Genomic DNA, 24,241 nt, shown 5'->3' on the forward strand with positions numbered 1-24,241 from the left:
ATTCTTTCAGGTTATTGAGATTGCTATTTTTGCTTGGAAATCTTATTGGCAACACGTCCATATGAGGGGGCTCCTGATGAACCTGCGTCAGATCGAGGTGTTTCGCGCTGTTGTGACAAACGGAACCACCGCCCGTGCGGCCGAGGTGTTGCGCATATCGCAGCCTGCGGTCAGCAAGATGATCCAGGAGCTGGAGAGAACGCTTGGCTTTCCGGTGTTCGACCGCATCAAGGGGCGATTGCGGCCCACTGCCGAGGGGCAGCTTTTCTTTCGCGAGGTGGAGCAGGCCTTCACGGGGCTTACCGAGTTGCGAAGTGCCGCCGCTCGCATTCGCGATTTCGGGTCGGGGAAACTTCGGATCGCCTGTCTTTCGGCGCTGTCCACCAATATTGCGCCGCGCGCTCTCCAGCAGTTTGCCAAGCGGCACCCCAATATCGCTGTGACGCTTCAGACCCGAACCTCCTCGGTCGCGCGCGATTTGGTCGCTTCTGGCCAGTTCGATGTGGGCATCGTGGCCGACGAGATCGACACCACCGGGATCGATGCGCGTCCATTCGCGAACTTCCGGGTGGCAATCGCCCTGCCTGAGGACCACCCGTTGACGCAGAAAGACATTGTTCGACCGGAGGATCTTGCGGGTCAGAGGTTCATCGCGCTTTCTCCTGAGGACACGACGCGTCAGGAGGGCGAGGCTGCCTTCGAACGCGCGAACATCACGCAGCATACGGTGATCGAGACGCCCTTCTCGACGACGATCTGCGCGATGGTTGCCCAAGGCCTCGGCGTCGGTCTGGTCAATCCGCTGACCGCCGAGCCCTATCTGGGGCGCGGGCTGGTGCTGCGGCCTTTCGAGCCCGCGCTTCATTTCCGTACACTGCTGATTATGCCGCCGAACCGCCCGCCTTCGCGGATTCTGAATGATTTCATCAGCGATCTGAAAAACGTCATCGAATAAGGCGTCAGCTCCCGCTGTCAGGGCCTTCTCGCGCGACATTGTCAAAGCACCTTCGAGAGAAACGCTTTGGTGCGCGTGCTCTTGGGGTTCTCCAGCATCTCCTTCGGCACGCCCTCCTCGACAATCATCCCGTGGTCCATGAAAACCAGGTGGTCACCCACTTCCCGGGCAAACCCGATTTCGTGTGTGACGAGCATCATGGTCATGCCACTGCGCGCCAGGTCCTTGATGACATCGAGAACCTCGCCGACCAGTTCGGGGTCCAGTGCCGATGTTGGCTCGTCGAACAGCATCACTTCCGGGTCCATGGCCAAAGCACGCGCGATGGCGACGCGCTGTTGCTGGCCTCCCGAAAGCTGGTTTGGATAGCGATCGGCCAGATCCGCCAGTCCCACGCGGTCAAGCAGTTCCTTTCCGCGTCGGTTTGCTTCGGCTCTGGCGATGCGCCTTACCTGAATCGGGCCTTCGGTGACGTTCTGCAGAGCGGTCTTGTGTGGAAACAGATTGAACCGCTGAAACACCATACCGGTCAGTCGCCGCTGTTTGTCGATCTGTCGGGGAGACAGTTCGTGCAAACGTCCATTGCGCTCGACATAGCCCTGCAATTCGCCATTGATCCTCACGCGCCCGGCCGAAATCTCCTCAAGCTGGTTGATACAGCGCAACAGGGTCGATTTGCCCGAGCCAGAGGGGCCGATCGCTACGCAAACCTCACCCCGCCCGATCCTGAGATCGACGCCACGCAGCGCGTGAACCTTTCCGAAGAATTTGTGAATGCCCTCAAGCGAGACGGAAAGGTCATCAGACATGGCGGGATTAGACATGGCGGGTCTCAACATAATCCTGCCCCTTTCCGAAATGGCGTTCGAGGTAGAACTGGCCGACCATCAGGATCGACGTGACAACCAGGTACCAGAATGCTGCGACCATCAGCATCGGCACCGGCAGATAAAGCCGGTTGGCAATCGCATTGGTGGCGAACATCAGGTCGAGAGTGAAGGGGACGGCAAGCACCAGTGATGTGCCTTTCAGCATCCCGATGGTCTCGTTCCCGGTCGGAGGGATGATTGTCCGCATCGCCTGCGGCATCAGGATGCGCCACCAGATTTTCGTGCGCGACATTCCTATCGCCTGCGCGGCCTCCGTCTGCCCACGGTCGATCGCCTTGAATCCCGCGCGAAAGATCTCTGCCAGATATGCGCTTTCGTTCAGCCCCAGACCGAGAAGGGCCGCGACACCGGCGGTGATAACCCACTGGGTCGGCACGCCGAAGATTTCCGGACCGAACGGGATCGACAATGAAATCCGCGGAAAGAGAACCGCGACCAGACCCCAGAAGAGGAGTTGCGTATAAAGCGGTGTACCGCGGAAAAACCAGATCCACACCCATGCCAGACCCCGATAGATCGGGTTGTCGCTTTCGCGCATGAGGACCAGGGTGATGGCGCAGACGATAGCCAGCGCCATCGAGGCGATCGTCAATATCAGGGTCCAGCCCACGCCGCTCAGAACCTGTGGGGCGAACAGGTATTTCGCGAAGACGTTCCAGTGAAAATTCGGGTTGACCACGGCACTGTGGACGAACTGCAGAACGAACACAGTCAGAAGTGCCACGCCGATCCAGCGCCCGGGATGTTTCCGCGGCACCACCTCATTGAGCACGACTGTATCGTCGCGGTTCCGGGAGATGCGCGCATCCCCCGGCATTGTCTCTGATGTGTTGACTGACATGCTGCTTTACTGGCTCACATCCGGATTGACGAGCGCTTCAGGCACTGCGAACTGGCCCACACCCCACTCGGCGTAAATATCCTTGTAGGTGCCGCTCTCGATCAGGTGGTTGAGCGTGTCGGCTATGAGTTGGGTCAGTTCCATGTCGTCCTTGGGGACGGCAATGCCGTTGAGTCCCCGTTTGCCCATGGGGCCAACTGGAGAGAGGTTTTCCAGAGCACCGTTTGATTGAACGACAGCATACGCAGCCGTACCACCGCCAGTCGCCGTCGCGTCGGCACCACCAACCGCGACCCTGGTGTTCGCTTCGGTCTGGACCGAGAAGGGAAGTTTCTTGATCGGCTCCTTGCCGGCAGCCACGCAGGCTTCATTGTCTTTGTCGACCTGTTTTTCGTGGTAGCTGCCCGACTGGATGGCGATGGTGGCGCCGCAATATTCGGCCGGATCGAACCCGGTGGGGTTTCCCGCACGCACCACCCAGAGGCTCTGGGTGTCCGCATAGCTAACGAAGTTGACCGCCTCCATGCGCTCCGTCGTTATGGAAAACGCCGAAATGCCGATGTCGAAATTCGTTCCCAGAGCCGGCAGGATCGATGCGAAAGGCGCGGTGCGCGATTCATATTTCAGGCCCAGTGTATAGGCGATGGCCTTGCCGAGATCGACGTCGATGCCCTCTGGCGTCTGGCCGTCCGGGCCCGCCAGATATTCCCACGGCGCATAGGCGTTGTCAGACCCGATGATCAAGACGCCGCGGTCGCGGATCTCCTGCGGAACACGGTCTGCAAGCTCTGAAACGGCTTCCACGCCGGATAGGTCGAAATTCTGGGCTGATACTGGCCCGGCAACGAGGAATGTTGTTGCCAGAAGCGCGGCAGCGGAGCTCGAACAAAGTCGAATTGGAATGGTCATTTCGCAGAATCCCCTCATCAACGCGTTGATCGCATCGGTTGTTGTTGGATGAAGTCGTGCCTTCGAGTGCTCGACAAAACCAAGGCTAAGAGGATGATTCTATTTCGTCCAATATATAATATTCGCCAGTCAATTCCTGCAGGTTATCGAACACGACGTCTAAACAACCAGATTCCGATGGTGACCGCACCAACCTCTCGCCACTGAGGCGCGTGCTCATGGGGTATTTCCGCTCGTTGAGCGCGAAGGGAGTTATGTAAATCTCATAATATGAGAAATTAATATAAGCTCTTCAGGGTTGCTATGAAAGCCAGAATAGTAGAAAAATCCAATGTTGCGCGGGAAATTAAGTTCGCCATGCCAATTTTGGTCCGGTGATATCGCTTAATATCAGATTATTCAATGTTTCATTTGACATAGAAAATCCTGTAAAATAGGATTTTATTGAAACAAAATCGAGAATTGGTGAGGAGTAGCCGTTTGCTGATGTAGAGCGTCTCTCAATGCTCGTCAGGTGGGCATCTGTGCGTTCCGGCGTTTCCGAGAACCTCGTCGCAGAATGAGAGATCTGCTGCCCTCTGGTGCTGGCATCGGCGCACATCTCATCAGCGCAAACGATAAAGAGATCAATCGCAATACCTAGGGAGGAGAACGCGTGAACAACTGGAGAAGCATCTTGAAGCGGGCAGGGGGTGTCGCAACCACCGTTGCGCTCGCTGCCTTGGCAACCTCGTCTTTCGCTCAAGACGATCACTATGCCGGCAAAACGATCAACATGATCGTCGGCGGCAATGCCGGCGGCGGATTTGATACCTATGCCCGCATTTTGGCCAATCATATGGCGGACCACATTCCGGGCAATCCCGAGATTCTGGTTCAGAATATGCCAGGCGCCGGCAGCGCTCTCGCAGCCGAGTACGTTTATGCGAGCAAGAACACAGACGGAACTCTGATCGGCGCAATTTATCCAGGCGCGATTGTAGCCCCCTTGTTCGATTCCAGCTTCAACGGCCGCTACAAGCCGACCGAGTTCGTTTATCTGGGGACTGCGAATTCTGCCAATCGGGTTTGCGGGTTCATGGATACCGCGGCTGCAAGCAGCTTCGAGAAGGCGGCAACCGAAAAGGTGGTGTTGGGTGGTGATGCGCCTGGCGGATCGATTTACGATTACGGCCGGCTTCTGAGCAATCTCACCGACGCTCAGATCGAGGTCATCCCTGGCTATACCGGCACGCGCGATATTATTCTCGCCATGGAGCGTGGAGAGCTCGACGGATTGTGTGGCATCTCCTGGTCCAGCCTCAAAAACCAGGCTCGCCCGCTCATCGAGGCCGGTAGGCTCAATGTCGTGGTCCAGATCGCGTTGGAGCCGGGTGATGAGTTGAACGAAATGGGCGTGCCCGAAGTCTGGAACTTCGTTTCGGAAGAAAACGAACCCGTGCTTCGTCTCGTGGTCAACCAACAGGCCTTTGGCCGCCCCTATGTGCTCTCGCCTGACACGCCGCCCGAGCTGGCAGAGGTGCTCAGGAACGCATTCGATGCCACTATGAAGGACGAGGATTATCTGGCTGAAGCCTCCAAGGCCCAGATCGAGATCGCACCGGGCTCTGGCGGATATATCCAGTCACTGGTGGAGGAAATGTTCGCCGCCGATGAGGCACTGGTCGAGCGCGCCCGCTTGGCGATAGCTCCGCCCGAATGAGACCGGTCTGACATGAGCTGATCAGGATGAAAGTCCTGTGCGGCCACAGGCAACACGCGCTGTGGCCGTTCAATTTCTATTCTCCAGAAAAAGGTGTGCAGATGACCAAGGCGGGTGCAGGGGATTTGAGCAACGGGCATATGCCGGCGTGTGAAACGCCATTGGAAAGCGCCAACGACGGCAGGTTCGGCAGTGACGTCGTCGCCGAGACGCTGCGCGCACTGGACATCCCCTATATCGCGCTGGTTCCGGGCTCGAGCTACCGCGGATTGCATGACAGCATGGTCAATCATCTGGGAAATACGAACCCGCAAATGCTCGTTTGCCTGCACGAAGACGCTGCGGTCGCCATCGCCCATGGCTACGCCAAGGTAACCGGCAAGGCCATGGGCGCGGCGCTCCATTCCAATGTCGGGCTCCTGCATGGGGCGATGTCGATCTTCGACACCTGGTGCGATCGCATGCCGATGCTGATCATTGGCGCCACCGGCCCACTTGATGCGGCGACCCGGCGTCCGTGGATAGACTGGCTTCACACATCACGAGATCAGGGCGCTGTTATCCGTCAATTCACCAAGTGGGACGACGTGCCCTACTCGCCGGCGGCGGCACGGGAGGCATTGGTGCGAGCCAAGTGGGTTTCCGAGACGGTTCCAAAGGGCCCCACTTATGTCAGCCTCGATGTCGACATGCAGGAGAAGCCATTGACGGGGCAGGTTCCGCAAACCGCAGTGGGACGATTGATGCCCCGGCCTGACACTGCTGGCAGCAAGGAGGCCGTTGAGACAGCTTGCCAGATGCTCCAGAACGCCCGGAAGCCAGTCATCCTCATGGGCCGTTTCGATCGCGAGCAGGCGGGATGGGATGAGCGGGTGGCGCTCGCCGAAATGTTGGGCGCAACGGTAATCACCGATCTCAAATTGGGAGCGGCTTTCCCTACTGAGCATCCGCTTCACGTGGGGCCTCCGGGAACGCGGCTGGCTCCTGCAGCCAAAGAGGCTGTGAAAGCCGCTGATGTCGTGCTCAGTCTTGACTGGGTGGACCTTGGCGGGGCTTTGAAACAGGCTGGGCTTGGGGATCATCCCGAACCTCGGATCATTCACGTATCTCGAGATCACACGATCCATAATGGCTGGAGCATGGACCACCAGATGCTGCCAGTGGCGGATCTGTTTATCTCGGCCGACCCTGCAAAGGTGGTCCCGCAGCTCCTTGAGGCACTCGGGCTGAACCGCAAGCCATACGAGCGCCGGGAAGCACTGCCTCTGCCGCAGGCAACAGAAAACGCCGACGAGTTCACCATCCACGATCTGGCGCTCGAACTCCGCCGGGCAATGGCGGACAGATCCGTCAGCATCGCCTGTCTACCGCTTTCGTGGAATGGCAATTTCTGGCCGTTCCGTGATCCCCTCGATTATCTTGGTTTCAATGGCGGCGCTGGGGTCGGAGGGGGGCCGGGCATCGCGGTGGGGGCAGCGTTGGCCCTCAAGGGGAGTGGGCGTTTGCCATTGGCCATCTGCGGCGATGGCGATTTCCTGATGGGGCATACTGCCCTGTGGACGGCTGTTCATTACAAGCTGCCGCTTCTCATGATCGTTGCCAACAATCGCTGTTACTTCAACGATGTCAAACATCAGGAACAGATGGCTGTGACGCGCGGACGGGAAGTGGAAAACAAGTGGATCGGCCAACGGCTCACCGAGCCGGATGTCGATATTGCAGCGCTCGGTGCGGCTCAGGGGGCAAGCGCCTTTGGGCCGGTTTCCAAGGGCGATGATCTTTTCGCTGTCTTCGAGAAGGCCATTGCCGAAGTCGAAGCGGGAGGCGTCGCAGTCGTGGATGTCCGTATCGCAAGCGGCTATGCAGGACAATAGGCTGGAGCTCTCCGGTTTGCATCATCGTGCCTTCCCGGAGGATGGGGAAAGGTGAAAGCAGCGCGGGGACGGCGACAGTTGGCGGCCGATGGCCCCCGCCTTGCTTTCCACACCGATGCCACCCCGACAACTTCACCATCATCTCAAACACCTGTGTGATGCTGGACTTGGGGGCGCGGTATGACGCGCGCTATGCCGGCGTGAGGGAAGGGTGGTCGGTCAGCTCTCGCGATCAGTCAGCTGAATACTCCCCGCAGATTGAAAGGCCGACTTCAAACGGCAGCGGGGAGACGGAGACGGTGTTCTGGGAGCATCATTGAATCTCGCGCCAAGGTCGTCGAGAAGGCGACTTCGCGGGATCCGAGCGCGTCAGGAGACAAGTGGAAGAAGCTTCAGAGCAAGGTGGTAATGCAAGCGCAATTTCGGCTGTAGCGCTTTCTTGCCTGTCAGTTCGGTGATTTGGGAGATGCGATAGCGCACCGTGTTGTGATGTAGATTCAACACCCGCGCCGTCTCCCGGTAGTTGCCATTCGCATCCAGGAAAACACGGAACGTTTCAATCAGGTCGACACGGTGTTGCTTGTCATGGTCGATGAGCGTTCCGAGCCATTCATGCACGAACCGGTTCACGTCCGGCTGCATGGAACTTCTCGAGAAAAGACGGTAGAATCCGGTGTCATCATAAAGATACACACCGCCTGTCCTGCTCGTGCTTCGGCCATGTTCAAGCGCTTGCACAGCCTGCTCATAAGCGCGGTAGAAATGTTCGACGTCCGTCACCTGGCTGATGCCTGCCGACCACAGGACATCACTCGCCCCCATCCTCTTCAACCCTTCATCCACCTGTTCCTTGAAGAAGTCGGGCTGACACAGCCCTTCTTCCTCCTCGGCAACCATCAGCACGACACGGTTGTTGGCGATGACCCCGGTGATGGTTTCGCCATGTTGAGAGAAATGCACTCTCAAGGCATTGGAAAGGCCAAGCAGACGATCGGCAGCGGTGTCATGAAAAGCAACCACAATTCCCACATAGCGTGCATGAAGATGCTTGCCGATCGCACTGTAACGCGCGGTCAATGCGGCATAGGTCTGCGAACCGAGTGTGCGGTCGATCAACGACAGAACCAACTCGTTCTGCCGTTCGAAAACCGTGCTCTGATCAGCCCTGATCTGACGAACCTTCAGGGAGACCAGAACCTTGGCGTAGCCCAAATGGTCGAGGTCCTCACTGGTCAGTTTGCGGTTTTGTTCGACAACGACGAGCGTCCCGGTCATTCCGCCAGACTGCTCATAGGGTGTGAAGACAATGCTCGTGCGATGACCGGTCCTGCGGGTAAATGTCTTGTGGGATTGTATGGTTTCGCTCGGCCATCCTTCTTCCACTAGAAGGGCCCGGGCGTCGGCGATATCCTTGCTGGGCTTGCTGGGAGCATGCAGCACGAGGCCATCCATGGGGCTGGCCACAATCACCGGATTGGCGAGCAGGGCGTTGAGATCATCGAGCAGATCCTGCAGCGTCGAATCGACGAGGGACAGCTTCCCCAACCTCTCTCCAAAGCGTTCGGTTTGAGAAACGGTCTCCGCTTTCACCTCGAAATAGTTCGACATGACCGGCGTGATGATCTCGACCCATGCCACATCTTCGGGAACCACGATTATGGGAAAGTTGAGCGCGTTCGCACAGTCGATCATCTTTTGCGGCACGCGCTTCATGTAGCGGTTGAGCTTCAGACCGAGTCCCGACGCTCCATGCTCCACGAGTTCTTCGACGAAATGATCGAGGCTGTGGCGCAGTTGCAGCAGCGGATAGGTCGAGGTCAGAGCGAGTTCCTCACCCCGCAGCCAGCGTACGGCGTCCGGCGCATCGAGCACTGTTGCGGTTTTGACAACCCGGTCCAGCCCCAATTGTCCGGCAAGGAGACAGCCCTCCTGCATCGCTGGCAGGGCCATAACCTTTCCGATTGTCAACACCATGCTCTTGAAACCCCACCCCATGCGCGTCCCGCGCCGGCAACCTTACAGACTTGTATCCAAAGTACAAAGAACTTTGCCGGCGTTTCATGACGCTGGTCAATAGTTTTCCGGCTTCCGAATCGGTACGTTCATTGTGGGTTCAAGGGGGAAAGCAGTTGAATTCTAACAATCCCGTGGCGTCGCCGGCACGGCTTGATGCGCTCGAATTTCTTCAAGAGGCAGTGCGTTGCAACACCATTTCATCGACCGGCAACGAAATCGTTTTGGCTCGCATGATCAAGGCACGCCTGGACGCTCTTGGGGTCGACTGCGATATCCTTGAAGAGGATGGGCAACAGGCAAATCTGGTCGCCACCTTGCGGGGGCAGGGCGCGGGGAACAAACCTGGTCCACGCCTCGTCCTGAGTGGGCATCTGGATACCGTGCCGATCGGTGATGCCACCTGGACACACGATCCCTTCTCGGCCGCGATTGATGAGGGTCGCATCTACGGGCGCGGCACAGCGGACATGAAAGGCGGCCTTTTCGCTCTGCTGTTTGCGTTTATGAAACAGAAAGACCTCGCGCCTGATCTTTGGAATGGCGAATTGATCTTCGCGGCCACGTTCGGCGAAGAGATCGGTGCGCTTGGCGCATCGACGATGGTCGGCAAAAAGCAGATACCCCGATTTGACGCAATGATCGTGGCGGAGCCGACCGACAACCGTCTTGTCATTGCGCATAAGGGTGTGATCTGGCTTCGGGTGACCAGCTTCGGCAAAACCGCACATGGCTCGATGCCCGGATCCGGCACAAACGCTGTCGACAAGCTTCATCTGTTTTATGACCGCCTCCAATCCCTTGATCTCGGCCCCACGACGACGCCATTGCTGTCTGAGCCCACATTTGCCGTCACGACGTTCAATGGTGGTGGTGCACCCAATGTCATTCCCGACCACTGCCAGATGACCATCGACATCCGGACGGTGCCGGGGCAGGACCAACAGGATGTGGTGGCCCAGATCGAGGCGCTTGCCGCAGCACTTGCAGATGAGGATCCCGAAGCGCGTTTCGAGGTGGAGTGCGCGCTCAATCTTCCGGGCCTGCTGACGGATGAGGCGGCACCGATTGTCCGCATCTGCCAACAGGTTCTCGCAAGACGCACGCCCGGTGCCGAAGCCGTGCGGGGGGCACAGTATTTCACCGATGCTTCGGCCTTTGGTGCGCATGGCGATGACATCGTCATCCTCGGCCCCGGAGCGCCTGAGCAGGCGCATCAGACCGACGAGCACCTCCTCGTCGACGACTTTTTCAACGCGATCGATATCTACGGAGAGATCATCGCGCAGTACTTCAGCCAGAACTAAAAAAGAAAGGGAACACATGACATATATGGCAAAAACGAAAGCAACCCTTGCTGCCGCGTGGCTCGGTGCGGGGTTCATCTTCGCTGCAGGTGCAGCGAATGCGGAAACGACCTTGAAGGTGGGCCATGTCTTTGCGGCCGACCACCCCTGGCAGATCGCCCTGGAGGGACTGTCGAAGGATGTCGCTGAAGCAACAGGCGGTGAGGTCGTCATCCAGGTTTATCCGAGCTCCCAGCTTGGCGGCGACCGTGAAGTGGCCGAAGGCTTGCAGTTGGGAACCGTTGAGATGGGTCTCTTCGGCACCGGCGCTCTTCAGGTTCTGGACAAGCGCCTGATCATCGAGGAGTTGCCCTATGCCTGGCCGACCCGCGAAAAGGCCTATGCTGCCGTGGACGGTGAACTCGGCGATGCGCTCGCTGAAATCCTGGCGGCCAAGAACATCAACACGCTGAGCTGGTGGGAAAGCGGTTATCGCCACATCACGAACTCTGCCCGCCCGATCGAGACTCCCGAGGATCTGAAGGGCATCAAGCTGCGTGTGCCGGAAGCCGAACTGCGTCTCGATACGTTCCGCGAGCTAGGTGCACTGCCGACACCAATGGCGTTCTCCGAAGTCTTCACCTCGCTGCAGCAGAAGGTCGTCGACGGACAGGAAAACCCGCTGGCCACGATCTATGCATCCAAATTCTACGAGGTGCAGGACAACCTCGCGCTGTCAGGCCACATCTGGGGCTCGGCCATTCTCACGATTTCCAGCAAGGCCTGGGAAAAGCTGACGGATGAGCAGAAGACCATCCTGAGCGAGAAGGCCGAAATCTGGAAAGAGAAAGAGCGCGAGATGATCCGCGCGAGCGATGAGGAAGTGCTCGCAAAGCTCGAGGCCGAGGGCATGAAAATCACGCGGCCCGATCCGGTGGCATTCCAAGAAATGGTTCAGCCTGTCTGGGACAAGTATGAAGGCGTCTTCGGGGAAGATCTCCTCGCCATCGTGCGCAAATACTCAAACTAGTTGAATGCGCGCAGGCCGGTGTCGCGCCGGCCTGCCGCAATTGGGGTTTCCGCGATGACGCAATTCCTGCTCGGCGCCAGACAGCTTCTTGTCAAGCTTGTCCAGTGGCTTCTCATGCTGATGTTGCTGACCATGACCTGTGTGATGTTCGCACAGATCATCTGGCGCTATCTCCTGCAATCGCCGCTGGTCTGGTCTGAGGAACTGGCGCTTCTGCTCATGGTCTGGATGACATTTCTCGGCTCGGCGCTGATGCTTGAGCGCAAGGAACACGTCGCCATCGACCTTCTGGTTGAATGGCTGCCGCCATCGCTCAACCGGGTGATGCAAATCATCGGTGCGCTTGTGGTGCTTACCTTCAATCTGGCGCTGACCTATGGCGCGCTCCTCATCGTTGAAACCGCCAGAGAGGCAATCATGCCCGGCCTCAAGATCTCCAGCGCCTGGCAATATATGGGCGTCCTGATAGGCGGCGGGCTTCTCGTGCTCGTTTCCATTGAGGCCCTGATACAGGCCTTGTTCGGCAGTCAGGAAGCGCAGGAGTCGCGTTCATGAGCATCGTTCTTTTCGTTCTGCTTCTTGGGCTGATCCTCATCAATGTCCCGATAGCATTTGCAATCGGCTTTGCCTGCCTCACCTATCTCTTTGTGAAGGACATCAATCTCGCGCTCGTGGCACAGCGTTCGGCGACGGGTATCTATTCCTATCCGTTTCTTGCGCTCCCCATGTTCGTGTTTGCCGGAGTGCTGATGGAGCATGGCGGTATCACGCAGCGCATGATGCGTCTTGCAAACGCCGTCATCGGCCACATCTCGGGTGGGCTTGCCGCGGTCACCGTGGCCGGCAGCGCCCTGTTCGGTGCTCTTTCCGGTTCCGCCATCGGCGATACCGCCGCCATCGGCTCCATCATGATCCCGGCCATGAAGGCCAAGAATTATGCGGCCGGCTTTGCGGCAGCCCTTCAGGGTTGCAGCGGCGTGCTTGCTTCGCTCATCCCGCCAAGCCTGACCATGGTCATTCTGGGGGCTACGGGAAACATATCGATCGCAGGCCTGCTGATCGGCGGTCTGGTGCCCGGCCTCCTGATGGCCCTGCTCCTGATCATCGTGTCCTTGCTCATCAGCCGCCGGCGCGGTTATGGCAAGGGTGAGCGCGCGACATGGCGCGAGTTCATCTCTGCCGTCTCGGACTCGGTGCTTCCGCTTCTGCTGCCGGTCATCATCCTCGGCGGCATTCTGGGCGGCATCGTCACCGTCACGGAGGCTGCGGTTCTGGCCGTGGTCTATGCATTCCTGCTGTCCGCGGTAATTTATCGCGAGGTCAAGATCTCGGACCTGCCGGCGATCTGCATGCAGGTGATGCGCATTGCCGTGCCGGTGCAGCTCATCGTGGCAATCTCTCACCTGTTCGTGTGGATCGTCGCGACCGAGCAAATCCCCCAGCAGCTCACCGCATTTTTCGCGGCTGTGGCGCCGGATCCGATGACGTTCCTGATCCTGCTCAACTTCCTGCTCCTGCTGCTTGGCACGTTCATGGAAAGCAATGCGCTGATCATCATTCTGATTCCGATCCTGATGCCGGTGGTCAATCAGTATGGAATTGACCCGCTGCATTTCGGCGTCATGTTCGTGGTCAATTTGTGCATCGGGGCCAACACACCGCCACTCGGTGTTACGCTGATGACGGGTGCGAAGATTGCCGGGGTGCGGTTTGCCGAAGCGTCGCGGGCGGTGCTCCCGTTCCTCGGGGCCATGGTCATCGTGCTCATACTGACAATTCTGTTCCCGAAACTGTCGACATTCTTGCCGGGCCTGTTCCTATAGCCGGGGCCCGTGAGAGTCATTCAGGAGTTTGACGTTGGAAAAGACAGCCATCCAGATCAAGGAAAGCGATCACGTGGCAACCGCCACGGTCGAATTGTTGCCGGCCGAGACGGTCATCGTCTCAGGCATCGGCAATGGTCGTCCCCTGAGAGTCGAGGAGAAGATCCCGCGCGGGCACAAGATCGCGCTGCGCGACATCGCGGCCCAGGAGGAGATCCACAAATATGGTGAGGTGATCGGGATCGCGACCGAGGCGATCCTGGCGGGCCATTGGGTGCACGTTCACAATTGCCGCGGCGCCAAGGGGCGCAGGTTCGATGAAATCCACGCGCGAAAGCAGGGTGAGTGACATGAAGTTCAAGGGCTATCGCCGCGCCGACGGCTCGATCGGCATCCGCAACCACATCCTGGTCATTCCGACGGTCTCCTGCGTCAACCGTGTGGCGCTCGACATCGCATCGAAGACCGGGGCGGTCACCTTCATGCATCCCTATGGCTGCACCTTCGATGCCGAGGAAAACACCACCACCGAAGACACGTTCATCGGTCATGGCCGCCACCAGAATGTGGGTGCCGTCCTGGTGGTGAGCCTGGGATGTGAGACAGCGTCTGCCCGGCGCATCGCCGACGCGATTTCGACGACGGGAAAGCCCGTCGAAATGCTTATCGTCCAGAAGGAGGGTGGTGCCCGCTCGACGCGTGACACGGGCATCGGGATCGTCGAGCGATTGAAGGGGCAAATTCCTGCCGAGCCCAATGATGAGGGTGACGTCAGCGAGTTGATCGTGGCGCTGGAATGCGGCTCTTCCGACGCGTTTTCCGGGCTCACGGCCAATCCGGCAGTCGGCGAGGCCGCAGATATTCTGGTCGCTGCCGGCGGAACGGTTGTGCTGTCGGAAATCACCGAGATGGTCGGCGCCGAACGCGTTCTTTGGCGGCGCGGGAAAACCGACAAGATCAAGCAGGATCTGATGACCCTGATCAAGGAGTATGAGATCGAATTGTCCATGACCACGCAGGATGACAGCGGCGTCTTCATCTCTCCGGGCAATATCGAAGGCGGCTTGACGACCATCGAGGAGAAATCGCTCGGTTGTATCTACAAGGCCGGAACCCAGCCCATCGTGCAGATCGTCAAATATGGCGAGCGGCCCACAGAGAAGGGCGTTGTCATCATGGATACGCCCGGCTTTGACATTGCCTCGGTCACCGGCAAGGTCGCCGGTGGCGCGCATATGGTGCTGTTCACGACCGGCAAGGGAACGCCCACCGGGTCCTGCATTGCGCCTGTGCTCAAGATCAGCTCCAACAACGACACGTTCAAGGCGCTGCGAGAGGACATCGATCTGAGCGCGGGCGATGTGCTCGAGGGGACCAAGTCATTGAAGCAGGTCGGCGAAGAGATCGTCGAACTGGTGATGGACACGGCAAATGGTCAGGAAGCCAAAGCCGAGTATTTCAACATCCAGGAATTCGCCATCCCCAATGTCAGCGTGGTGCGCAAGGAAGTGATTCATCAGAAGCTGGCCGAACAGAACGATTTCCGGTTTCAGCAATGATGAAGCTTGCCTACATGTATGCCACGCCAGACGTGGCGCCCGCCAGGGTGACGGCGGTTCAGGACCCGATCGAAACGGCAATGAAAAACATTGCCGAAACGGGCTATTCAGGCGTGGAGCTTCTGGTGTGCGACCCCGCGCGGATCGATCGGCGAGCGCTCGCCGCTGCCATTCGCGATCAGGGGCTCGACATGCCGGCGGTCTGCACCGGCGAGGTTTACGGTCAGGACGGGCTTTCCTTCGCCGATCCCGATCCCAACCGGCGGACGACGGCCATCGATCGCATGTTGGCATCGATGGATCTTGCATCCGAATATGATGCGATGGTCAATGTCGGTCGGCTGCGCGGCCGGTATGTCGATGGCATCGCGCCACAACAGACGCTCGACTGGATCGGTGCTGCAATCGCGCAATGTGCCGCCGCGTTTCCCGATGTCCCCATTGTTCTGGAGCCGGTCAACCGCAATTATGCAAACTGTCTGCTCACCACAGGCGAGACCTGCAGCTTCGTGCGAAATCTTGGCGTCTCAAGCCTGGGCGTGATGCTCGACACAGCGCATATCCTCACTGAGCAGGAGACAGTGGCCGACGCCATTCGCGTGGCCGGTGATCTCTTCTGGCATTTTCACATCACCGATTCCGACCGTCTTCCGGTCGGCGATGGCAGCTATGACATCGACGCCGCCATGGGTGCCGTGATCGATTCCGGTTTCGACCGCTACGTGACGGTCGAGACATTCCAGATTCCTGATGCCGGACACGCAATCGCTGCCAGCTTCGAGGCCATGCAGCCCTATATCCCCACCCGCGTCTGACGCGACACATCCAGAGGTTACATTATGAAAATCGTTCGCTTTTCCCATCAGGGAAGCACATCCTATGGGCTGCTCGAAGGCTCTTCTATTGCCGTCTTGTCTGGCTCGCCCTTCGACGGGATAGAGAAAACCGGCGTGGCTCTGCCGCTCGACACCGTGCGAGTGCTTGCCCCGGTAGCGCCTAGCAAGCTTGTCTGCGTGGGTCTCAACTACACACTTCACGCCGAAGAATCCGGTGTGCCGGTGCCAGAAGAGCCGATGCTCTTCATGTGCGCGCCTTCCGCGATCATCGCCGATGGCGAGGAAATCCAGCTCGACAATTCCGATGACCGCATTGATTTCGAGGCCGAGATCGGCATCGTCGTTGGCCGCCGGGCCCGCAATGTCGCCGCCAGCGATGCGGGCGATTACATTTTCGGCTACACCTGTGCCAACGATGTCTCAAACCGGGCTTTGCAAAAGAAGGATGGTCAGTTCACCCGCGCCAAATCCTTCGACACCTACAAGCCCGTCGGGCCGGTCATCGAAACCGACCTTGATCCCGACAATGTCGACATCAAGCTTTGGCAGAATGGCGAATTGCGACAGTCGTCCAACACGAACGACATGATCTTCCCCATCGCGCGGATTTTCGAGTTCGTGTCGAGCATCATGACGCTGGAGCCGGGCGACCTGATCATCACCGGCACACCATCCGGTGTCGGTCCGATGGCGTCTGGTGACGAGATCGTCATCGAGATCGAGAAGATCGGACGCCTGCACAGCCGGGTCGCCTGAACGCCTATAAATCGCCGTTGAACCAGCAATGCCCCGTGGGACCCACGGGGCATTGCTTTATCCAGATTATCGTAGCAGCGCCGTCGGGTAGAGTGCGAGTGCCGGAATGTAGGTGATCGCAAGCAAGGCAAGGATCAAGGCGATGAGAAACGGTCGAATCGCCCGCATGAATTGAGCGATGCTGGTCCCCGAAATCCCGCAAGTCACATACATCAGGACGCCCAGAGGCGGTGTCAGCTGGCCGATAACCAGATTGATGATCATCACGATTCCGAAGTGGACGGGATCGATACCCAGCGTTTCGATTAGCGGCAGCAGGATCGGGACGAGGATGATGATGAGCACCAGCGTTTCCATGAATGTGCCGAGCACGAGCAGGATGATGTTGATGAGCAGCAGTATCAGCATCGGGCTGTCGGAGAAGCCGGTCAGAAACGAAAGCAGCTGTTGTGGAGCCTGACCGATGGACAGGATCCAGCCAAATGGCGCAGCGGTCGCGGCAATCACAAGGATCGAAGACGTGTCGCGGGCGGCGCTTGCAAATACACCCGGTAGCTCGACAATCTTCAATGTCCTGTAGACCAGAAGGCCGACGAGGAAAGCATAGGCGGCTGCAATCGCCGCAACCTCGGTCGCCGTGAAAATGCCCATGCGAAAGCCGACAATGATGATTATCGGCATCAAAAGCGCCCAGGAAGCCTGGAAGAAGGTCTGCCGGAGTGTCTTGGCCGAAAACGCCGCACCGCGCCCGAAACCGCGAAGCCGTGTCATGATCGCCACGGTGACGACCAGCGCGGTGGCGATGACCAGCCCCGGCACGATCCCTGCCACGAACAGATCGCCGATCGAGACATTCGCCTGCCAGCCATAGATGACAAGCAGGATGGATGGCGGGATGATGGGAGCGAGCACGGCGGCGGAGGCTGTGAGGCCGACGCTGAACCCCTTGTCGTAACCATGCCTGACCATCTGCGGCACGAACACGCGTGTCGTGGCCGCACAATCGGCCAGCGAAGATCCCGAAATGCCGGACATGAAGACATTTGTCAGCACGTTGACATAGGCCATGCCGCCGCGGATGTGACCGACCAGCGAACCGGTCAGTGCGAAGAGGCGTTCCGAAATGCCCGACGCGTTCATCAGCGTGCCCGCGAGGATGAACAGAGGGATGGCAAGAAGCGGAAAGGACTGGACACCCGCTGTCATGCGCTGCACGGCAATGGTCAGCGGTATCCCTTCAAGCCAGATCACGGCAATGGCAGAGGCCGCCAGCGCGTAGGCGGTCGGCACCCCGACCAGAAGAAACAGAAGGAGCAGCAAAAGCAGGGTGGTGATCATGCTGCATCCCCTTCACCTGCCTGAACCTCGATCGTGCTCTTGAGCGCGTCCCGCACACCGCCCTCCACACAGTTGCGGATTACGTGAAGTGTGGCGCATATGCTCGTGACGGGCAGGGCGAGCGTGTAAAACCCGTAGGTGACATCCATCATCGGCGTGCGGTCGCCCCAGGTTGTCTGTACATATTTGAGGCCGAAATGGATCACCACCAGGAACACAACCAGGCAGACCAGAACGGCCGCCACGGAAGCCAAGAGTTCATAGCGCGGCGGCAGTATCCGCAGCACCATGTCGATGCGGATATGCTGATGGGTTGAAAGGGCCGAGCTGGCGCCTATGAACACCATCCAGGTGAACAACATGGTCAATAGTTCTTCCGTCCATGTGATCGGGGAACCAAGCACATAGCGGAAGAAGACTGTCGCCGTCAGAATGACGAAAATCGTGGCTAGGAGCAGCCACAGGGCGTGATGTTCAATCTCTCGCACTCGATTGTCGAGCCAAAGAATGCATTGTCTCAATCTGGTCTCCCCTCAACAACAGGACAATGAACACCGGACCGCTGGCGCAGTCCGGTGCTGATGGCAGACTATTGCCCGCGGGTGGCGGAGATGTTTTCACGCACGGTCTCGATCCTGTCGGCACCCCAGCGTTCGGCAAGGGCGGCAAAGACGGCCTCGGTTGTCGCCTCGGCAAACGCCTCGCGGTCCGGATCATCAACGATGGAGATGTCGGCGGTCTCTGCGATTTCCTTCAGCATGTTCTCTTCTGCGCGCTGCTGAAGCAGTGTCATCTTGGCAGAAGCTGCGCCAACCTCTTCCAGAATGATCCGCTGATGGCGTGGATCGAGCTTCGCCATGGAGTCCTTGTTCATCAGGATCAGATTGTTCTGAAGCATGTGACGCGACATCACGATGTAGCTCTGAACCTCGTAGAATTTCCGGGCGTAGATGGTGGGAATGGGGTTTTCCTGACCGTCGACTGTCCCCTGCTGCAGAGCCGTGTAGACATCGCTGAAGGGAATGGGCGTCGGTGCGGCGCCGATCCCCCGGATCATTTCCACCCAGACCGGGGATTCTGGAACCCTGATCTTCAGGCCGGCCATGTCTTCAGGCGTGCGCACCGGCTTTTCCGAAAGCGTGAAATTGCGCCAGCCCCAGTACCAGATCTTGGTGAGCGGAATGATGTTGTGTTTTTCTTCCAACTCGTCGAAGGCCGGCTGCATGGCAGCCCCGGAAATCACCGCTTCCGCCTCGAGCCAGTTCTGCCAGAGAAACGGCGCGCTCGGGATCTCCATCGCCGGCACCAGCGTGCTGGTTGCCGCCATTGAGGCCGCCGTCATGTCCAGAACGCCGTCCCGCAATTGCTGAACCATCTCGGTTTCCTTACCGAGCTGTTCGCCCGGGAATACCTGAATGGTCACCTCTCCATTCGTCCGCTCGGCGATCCGTGCGACGAACTCGTCATAAAGTTTGCTGGAGATTTCACCCGCGACGTTGGGATGGCCGAAGCGCAATACCGTCTCGGCATGAGCTCCCGTCGCCAACAGCATCGTGGCTGCCACGCAGGCTCGAATTGTACTTTTCCACATCATCTACCCCTCCCGTTTGTGATGGTCTCTCTTGTTGATCAGCTTGGCAGGTACCATCCTTGCCCATACCAACCACGCCATCGAGCCTAAGCGAAAAAGCCCCTGAATCCATTGACCAGAGTAATGAAACGGAAGTCCGGATTTTTGTGCTCGGGATACAAACTCAGATCGATCAGGCCCGAGTCGGCAGCCTGTCAGCGCTTGAATGGCGGTATATGCGCGCTGGCGCACACACGTATTCCAACATGCATCGAAGCCGCTTCCGCGACGAGTTCCTGAACGGGGTGATTTTCCACAACCCGTCAGAAATGCAAATCCTGATTGAGCGATGGAGGATTCAGTACAACACCAAGAGACCATTTAGGTCCTTGGTGATTTACTGCTCGCCAGTTTAGGAAAATATCGAGCTGATGGACCGAAGACCGGACACTCGCTAACAATCACATCGACCCTTCAAATGGGGCTGCTCAGTTGTCTGCAACCCTCGATTGACGACGTGTCCCGCGCTATCAACCGTAGCCAGCCTTCCGCGCCTCAGCGCAGTTCATATTGCCGAAATCGCCCAAGTAGTTACATATATGATGTTTACATGATGCGGGATCGAAGCGGGGGAATTGCGATCGATGAAAAACCTGCTTAATTAGCGTTGATCAATAACGGTGAGGCGGCATGGAGGAATCGGCAAAATCAGCCAAAGGTGCAGCGCAGGCGCAGCCTTCTGGAAGAAAACGCAAGCGACTTTCGCCCGACGAGCGGCGAACACAAATTGTGAACAAGGCCATCGAGTTTTTTGCTGAGGTCGGATTCGAGAGCTCTACACGCGCTCTCGCGGAACGCCTCAATATCACTCAACCTCTTCTTTACCGCTACTTTCCCTCGAAAGAGGATCTGATAGCGGAGGTCTATGAGCAGGTTTACGTCAATCGCTGGCAACCTGAGTGGTCTGAGGTGATCTCGGATCGGTCGCGGTCGCTTCAGGATCGATTGAACACCTTTTATGGCATCTACACGGATGCGATTTTTGATCGCAAATGGATGCGCATTTACCTGTTTGCGGGCTTGCGCGGCGTGGATATCAATCGCCGCTATATGCTTATGGTCCGGACCAACATCATACTACCTGTGATTGCTGAAGCGCGACATGAGCTAGGGGCCCCGCCCAGCCCCTGCACCGAACGCGAGATTGATTTCGCCTGGGCATTACACGGCGGAATATTCTATTTTGGGATCCGCAAGCTCATCTACGACAATTGCGGGGATTCTGATATGGATCTGATGATCCAGGACAGCGTCGCAGCACTCCTTCTCGGTCTGAACCGGATCTTCCAACGCACCGGAACCGCAGCCAACCGGTAGCCTTGCGCAAAACTGCGCCAAGGCGGCGAACTCGCGCCGCCTTGGAGGACAATCTTCAGGACGAAAGGCAAGCAAACGCTTGCTGCAGTTTATTAAATCGCACTAGCACATCGATACATCGCTTTCCGCTGCTTGCGACGGAAAATTGGCGTCTCCTGCGTCTGGCCCTGCGTGAAGGCGGTATCGTCAGCTTGTTCCCGCTTGAGACACTGATGCTCGATTTCGGGTACCCACGACCCGCCATGTGCCCTGCCGCCGCCGCCGCTTACCAAAACGGTTTATCTTTTGAAAGAATGGGCCGACTTCACGTCGGATTAAGCCGTTCCCATCGCGATAAATGAGCTTGTCTGGAATTGTTTTTTTGCCCGTCGATCCGGCGTTCACGCAAGCTTAAGCTCCGTGCCCAATGGGAGGCAAACGACAGACCTACGCGCTGATGCGCATTGAGGCAGCGGCAATTTTCTCAGAAAAGCATGTCAGGATGCAGTGAGGCGACGCTCCGAGGTCTTTCGGGTCCCTTCCCAGGCGGTGCCAAAGACCTGCGATGTAGAGAGCCAAAGCCCCACGGATGCTGCCCTCCAGATCCGAAAAATTATTTATCGATCGATATTTACGGCAATTGCGATACCTTTCCGCGCAGAGTGTTTCGGAAAATCGCAGTAGCCTTATTGATCTATCGATAATTAATTGTTGACTGTGCAAGCACCTGTGCGGCAACATAGGTAGCGAACTCGACGATGGGAGGCGGCTGTGTTCAGACATCAACTCAAGGGCGCTCAAGCGCTTCACAATATCTCAGCGGCATGGACGCTTTTTCTGGCATTCCTGCTGGTCGCGGACGTGCTTGGACGAGCAATATTCTCGCAACCCGTGCCAGGCACAAAAGAACTCATTCAAAATTCGATCGTGATGATCGCCTTCCTGCAGCTGCCTCTGGCGATCTACTCAGACAATATGCTGAGGACGTCGCTTCTTCTGGATGCCGTGCCTGTCGGAGCTCAACGGATTCTCAGAACCCTGGCATCGCTGGTCGCATGCGGTCTGTTCCTCGGAATTCTATGGGGCACCTGGCCCTCCTTCATTGATGCCTATCACATCGGTGAGTACGAGGGAGAAGGGGCGCTACGCGTTCCGACGTGGCCTGTCCGAGGTGTGATCGGAGTCATGTCTGCAGTGGCGATAGTTGCATATGCGCAGATGATTGTTCTCGATTGGTTGGATCGCGGATTGAGCGACGACGATGTAAGCGCAGCTGACCACCACGCCAGCTAATTCACAAAACAAAAACAGGGAGGAAGCATCATGGGCTACGAGGTGGTTCTCTTAATGCTCGCGCTACTGATTGCGATGGTTGTACTTGGGGTGCACATCGCGATCGCATTGGCGAGTTGCTCGGCAATCGGCGTTTATCTCATGCTCGGCAATACGAGTGCCGCCGTCTCAATCCTATCCAACACCGCCTTTGATGCTGTCCGTAAGGACGTTTTTGCAGTGGTGCCTTTGTTCATTCTCATGGGGGATATCATCTGGCGCTCGGGGGCGGCAGGAGATCTCTACAGATCTTGCAACCGGGCGTTGCGGCATCTGCCGGGACGGCTTGCCATTGCGACCGTTGCGGGCAACACCATCTTCGCTGCCGTAACAGGTGTTTCGATCGCTGCAGCGGCCGCATTTTCGCGAATAGCATATCCTCAGATGAAAGCACTGGGATATTCTAGGAATTTTTCTCTGGGGGCTGTCGCCGGTTCCGCTTGCCTCGGGATGTTGATCCCGCCGTCCATTCTTCTGATCGTCTGGGCGATTCTTACAGAAATGAGCGTGGGCGCATTGTTCCTTGCAGGGATCGTCCCCGGGCTCCTGCTCGCTCTCTTGTTCGCCGGCTATATTATCATCGCAGCACTGATGAGACCGGAAATCGCGCCGGCCTATGTAGAACCGCTGGAAAAACCCACGCCTGAGGAGCGTCGATCCGAATTGATCGGCGGCATCGGCATCACCGTGCTTATCATGGTGGTGATCGGCGGCATCTGGTTCGGAGTGTTCACGCCGACAGAAGCAGCTGGCGTCGGGGTTGTGGCTGCGCTTATTGTCGGGTTTGCCAAGGGCATGACCTTTCGCGAAACACTCGACACGCTTTACCAGGCGGGTAAGACAACCGCGCCTCTCATGTTTCTGCTGATTTCCGCCAGCATGTATTCACGGCTTCTGGCCCTTGGCGGTGGCGTCAACTACATCCAGAGCCTGTTTCTGGACGCCAATATCGAACCATACATGGTTATAATGCTGATTGTGGCGATCTGGCTCGTGTTGGGAATGTTGATCGACAGCGTGTCCATAATCTTGCTGACGGTCCCGATCTTCGCACCGATAGCGGTGTCACTTGGCTATGATCCGGTGGCCTTTGCCGTTTTCGGCATTCTCGTCGTCGAAGCGGGACTTCTCACGCCTCCTTTCGGCCTGATCGTTTATACGGTGAAGGGCGCGGTTCCCGATCCAACGGTCACTCTTGGAATGGCATTCAAGGGCGCCGTGCCATATTTTCTCCTGATCCTGTTGGCCGCAGCTATCGTCTTGGTGGTGCCAACGCTTGCTACATGGCTGCCCTCCATCGCCCTGTAAGGACGCGTGGGGGTGATTGACCGGGCATGAAAAGATAATTCTATGTCCGGCAATCCGGCCTAGGCGTCGCTCTGATAATTTGGCAGAAGAGAAATTTCTATAAGGACTAAAAAAACGCGGGAGTCGACGCCCGCGTTTTTCAGTTCTGTAGGGTGAGAAAAAGTGGCTAGTCCATTTCGCAGACGACCCACTCGCCCTCGTGCTTGAGGCGATGAACCAGATTTATCGAGAGGATCTGCTCAGCGAAACACCCCTTTGCTGCGGCTCTGACAAGGCGTTTTTGAGCCTCCAGGGAGGAGTCTGTCACGAACTCGATATCCAGGACAAACCTATTGGGATGCGCCACATAGGGATCCTGACCGTTCCTCTGTGCATACCACTCAAATTTGGCCCTGGTCTGCAACCCGCTGACCTGCACACCGCATTGGCGAGCGAAAGTGCGCAGTTGCGTCATGAAACAGGTCACCACGCCTGCAGTGAACAGAGCCAGTGGTTTGGGAGCTGTTTCGTCACCACCGTGGAACTTCCCCTCGTCACTCGCGAGATCCCATTGCTGGAGCCGTTCCGGTTCGACCATTCCGACCTTGACGTCGTTTCTCCGTTTGCCGGATGAGTATCCCTCCAGCTCAAAGCTGACCGGAAACCGGCCTGTGAGCGTTGTGCCGTTTGCCTCCACATATTTCGGTCGCACAGTTTCGTTCATTCAATGATCCTCCATACTTTGCAGTTTTGCCTCTGTTCATAGCGGCATGATGGGAGGATAGCGGGGCTACCATCATCGGAAAAATGCAAACAGGCTATCGCAGTGATGCATTTTTCGTATGATTGTGCGTTTCCATCGGGCAATCTCCGCATCTGAAATT

General features: G+C 57.7%; 23 protein-coding genes. 15 read left to right on the plus strand and 8 right to left on the minus strand.

Annotation, left to right across the window (positions count from 1 at the left end):
- The first annotated feature begins 76 nt into the window (after window positions 1-76).
- Window positions 77-955 carry a LysR substrate-binding domain-containing protein gene (locus KW403_RS11095; protein WP_223019553.1) on the plus strand — a complete coding sequence of 293 codons (879 nt, stop codon included), beginning with the start codon at window positions 77-79 and terminating at the stop codon, window positions 953-955.
- Window positions 956-996: 41 nt separating this feature from the next.
- On the opposite strand, the gene KW403_RS11100 is transcribed toward KW403_RS11095, so the two are convergent.
- From KW403_RS11100 to KW403_RS11110, 3 genes are read right to left on the minus strand one after another with little or no spacing between them, the layout of a single operon-like run.
- A complete protein-coding gene (locus tag KW403_RS11100; protein ID WP_378596372.1) occupies window positions 997-1,779 on the minus strand; it encodes an amino acid ABC transporter ATP-binding protein in 783 nt (260 codons plus the stop codon).
- Complete coding sequence (locus KW403_RS11105; protein ID WP_246637752.1) at window positions 1,772-2,686, minus strand: amino acid ABC transporter permease; 915 nt, start codon at window positions 2,684-2,686, stop codon at window positions 1,772-1,774. The genes KW403_RS11100 and KW403_RS11105 overlap by 8 nt, the downstream gene beginning before the upstream one ends.
- A gap of 6 nt (window positions 2,687-2,692) precedes the next feature.
- Window positions 2,693-3,595, minus strand: a complete 903-nt coding sequence (locus tag KW403_RS11110; RefSeq protein WP_223019554.1) for a transporter substrate-binding domain-containing protein — start codon at window positions 3,593-3,595, stop codon at window positions 2,693-2,695.
- Window positions 3,596-4,250: 655 nt separating this feature from the next.
- Here KW403_RS11110 and KW403_RS11115 point away from each other — a divergent pair.
- Complete coding sequence (locus KW403_RS11115; protein WP_223019555.1) at window positions 4,251-5,297, plus strand: Bug family tripartite tricarboxylate transporter substrate binding protein; 1,047 nt, start codon at window positions 4,251-4,253, stop codon at window positions 5,295-5,297.
- 101 nt (window positions 5,298-5,398) lie between these two features.
- Window positions 5,399-7,171, plus strand: coding sequence for a thiamine pyrophosphate-binding protein (locus KW403_RS11120; protein ID WP_246637753.1), 1,773 nt, complete (start codon window positions 5,399-5,401; stop codon window positions 7,169-7,171).
- Between the two features lie 369 nt (window positions 7,172-7,540).
- On the opposite strand, the gene KW403_RS11125 is transcribed toward KW403_RS11120, so the two are convergent.
- Window positions 7,541-9,121 carry a PucR family transcriptional regulator gene (locus tag KW403_RS11125; protein ID WP_223019556.1) on the minus strand — a complete coding sequence of 527 codons (1,581 nt, stop codon included), beginning with the start codon at window positions 9,119-9,121 and terminating at the stop codon, window positions 7,541-7,543.
- Window positions 9,122-9,300: 179 nt separating this feature from the next.
- On the opposite strand from KW403_RS11125, the gene KW403_RS11130 reads away from it, so the two are divergent.
- From KW403_RS11130 to KW403_RS11165, 8 genes are read left to right on the plus strand one after another with little or no spacing between them, the layout of a single operon-like run.
- The gene (locus tag KW403_RS11130) at window positions 9,301-10,491 is read left to right on the plus strand and encodes a M20 family metallopeptidase (RefSeq protein WP_223019557.1); all 1,191 of its coding nucleotides are present in this window, start codon (window positions 9,301-9,303) and stop codon (window positions 10,489-10,491) included.
- Window positions 10,492-10,516: 25 nt separating this feature from the next.
- Window positions 10,517-11,500: a TRAP transporter substrate-binding protein gene (locus KW403_RS11135; protein ID WP_246637754.1), complete on the plus strand. Its 984-nt coding sequence runs from the start codon at window positions 10,517-10,519 to the stop codon at window positions 11,498-11,500.
- A gap of 54 nt (window positions 11,501-11,554) precedes the next feature.
- Window positions 11,555-12,055: a TRAP transporter small permease gene (locus KW403_RS11140; RefSeq protein WP_223019559.1), complete on the plus strand. Its 501-nt coding sequence runs from the start codon at window positions 11,555-11,557 to the stop codon at window positions 12,053-12,055.
- Window positions 12,052-13,323 (plus strand): TRAP transporter large permease, encoded by a 1,272-nt coding sequence (locus KW403_RS11145; RefSeq protein WP_223019560.1) that lies wholly within the window; start codon window positions 12,052-12,054, stop codon window positions 13,321-13,323. Before KW403_RS11140 ends, KW403_RS11145 begins: the two co-directional genes overlap by 4 nt.
- 34 nt (window positions 13,324-13,357) lie before the next feature.
- Window positions 13,358-13,672, plus strand: coding sequence for a UxaA family hydrolase (locus KW403_RS11150; RefSeq protein ID WP_162742236.1), 315 nt, complete (start codon window positions 13,358-13,360; stop codon window positions 13,670-13,672).
- Window positions 13,641-14,882: a UxaA family hydrolase gene (locus KW403_RS11155; protein WP_223019561.1), complete on the plus strand. Its 1,242-nt coding sequence runs from the start codon at window positions 13,641-13,643 to the stop codon at window positions 14,880-14,882. Before KW403_RS11150 ends, KW403_RS11155 begins: the two co-directional genes overlap by 32 nt.
- Window positions 14,879-15,697 (plus strand): sugar phosphate isomerase/epimerase family protein, encoded by an 819-nt coding sequence (locus KW403_RS11160; RefSeq protein ID WP_223019562.1) that lies wholly within the window; start codon window positions 14,879-14,881, stop codon window positions 15,695-15,697. The genes KW403_RS11155 and KW403_RS11160 overlap by 4 nt, the downstream gene beginning before the upstream one ends.
- Before the next feature lie 24 nt (window positions 15,698-15,721).
- A complete protein-coding gene (locus KW403_RS11165) occupies window positions 15,722-16,474 on the plus strand; it encodes a fumarylacetoacetate hydrolase family protein (RefSeq protein ID WP_223019563.1) in 753 nt (250 codons plus the stop codon).
- 66 nt (window positions 16,475-16,540) lie between these two features.
- Here KW403_RS11165 and KW403_RS11170 read toward each other — a convergent pair whose 3' ends face one another.
- The 3 genes from KW403_RS11170 to KW403_RS11180 all read right to left on the minus strand — a co-directional run bounded on the left by KW403_RS11170 (window position 16,541) and on the right by KW403_RS11180 (window position 19,406).
- Window positions 16,541-17,812: a TRAP transporter large permease gene (locus tag KW403_RS11170; RefSeq protein WP_223019564.1), complete on the minus strand. Its 1,272-nt coding sequence runs from the start codon at window positions 17,810-17,812 to the stop codon at window positions 16,541-16,543.
- Window positions 17,809-18,333, minus strand: a complete 525-nt coding sequence (locus tag KW403_RS11175; RefSeq protein ID WP_223019565.1) for a TRAP transporter small permease — start codon at window positions 18,331-18,333, stop codon at window positions 17,809-17,811. Before KW403_RS11175 ends, KW403_RS11170 begins: the two co-directional genes overlap by 4 nt.
- A gap of 68 nt (window positions 18,334-18,401) precedes the next feature.
- Window positions 18,402-19,406 carry a TRAP transporter substrate-binding protein gene (locus KW403_RS11180; RefSeq protein ID WP_223019566.1) on the minus strand — a complete coding sequence of 335 codons (1,005 nt, stop codon included), beginning with the start codon at window positions 19,404-19,406 and terminating at the stop codon, window positions 18,402-18,404.
- Between the two features lie 242 nt (window positions 19,407-19,648).
- Here KW403_RS11180 and KW403_RS19545 point away from each other — a divergent pair, with 242 nt between their 5' ends.
- The 4 genes from KW403_RS19545 (at window position 19,649) to KW403_RS11200 (ending at window position 23,378) form a co-directional block, all read left to right on the plus strand.
- The gene (locus KW403_RS19545) at window positions 19,649-19,798 is read left to right on the plus strand and encodes an integrase core domain-containing protein (protein WP_485020655.1); all 150 of its coding nucleotides are present in this window, start codon (window positions 19,649-19,651) and stop codon (window positions 19,796-19,798) included.
- 274 nt (window positions 19,799-20,072) lie between these two features.
- On the plus strand, window positions 20,073-20,759 hold the full coding sequence (locus tag KW403_RS11190) for a TetR/AcrR family transcriptional regulator (RefSeq protein ID WP_223019568.1): 687 nt from the start codon (window positions 20,073-20,075) through the stop codon (window positions 20,757-20,759).
- 750 nt (window positions 20,760-21,509) lie between these two features.
- Window positions 21,510-22,031: a TRAP transporter small permease gene (locus KW403_RS11195; protein WP_223019569.1), complete on the plus strand. Its 522-nt coding sequence runs from the start codon at window positions 21,510-21,512 to the stop codon at window positions 22,029-22,031.
- A 30-nt stretch (window positions 22,032-22,061) separates the two neighbouring features.
- Window positions 22,062-23,378, plus strand: coding sequence for a TRAP transporter large permease (locus KW403_RS11200; RefSeq protein WP_223019570.1), 1,317 nt, complete (start codon window positions 22,062-22,064; stop codon window positions 23,376-23,378).
- Window positions 23,379-23,544: 166 nt separating this feature from the next.
- On the opposite strand, the gene KW403_RS11205 is transcribed toward KW403_RS11200, so the two are convergent.
- Window positions 23,545-24,081 carry an OsmC family protein gene (locus KW403_RS11205; protein ID WP_223019571.1) on the minus strand — a complete coding sequence of 179 codons (537 nt, stop codon included), beginning with the start codon at window positions 24,079-24,081 and terminating at the stop codon, window positions 23,545-23,547.
- Between the last annotated feature and the right edge of the window lie 160 nt (window positions 24,082-24,241).

The sequence above is a fragment of the Nitratireductor kimnyeongensis genome (genome assembly GCF_019891395.1).
Classification (GTDB): Bacteria; Pseudomonadota; Alphaproteobacteria; order Rhizobiales; family Rhizobiaceae; genus Nitratireductor; species Nitratireductor kimnyeongensis.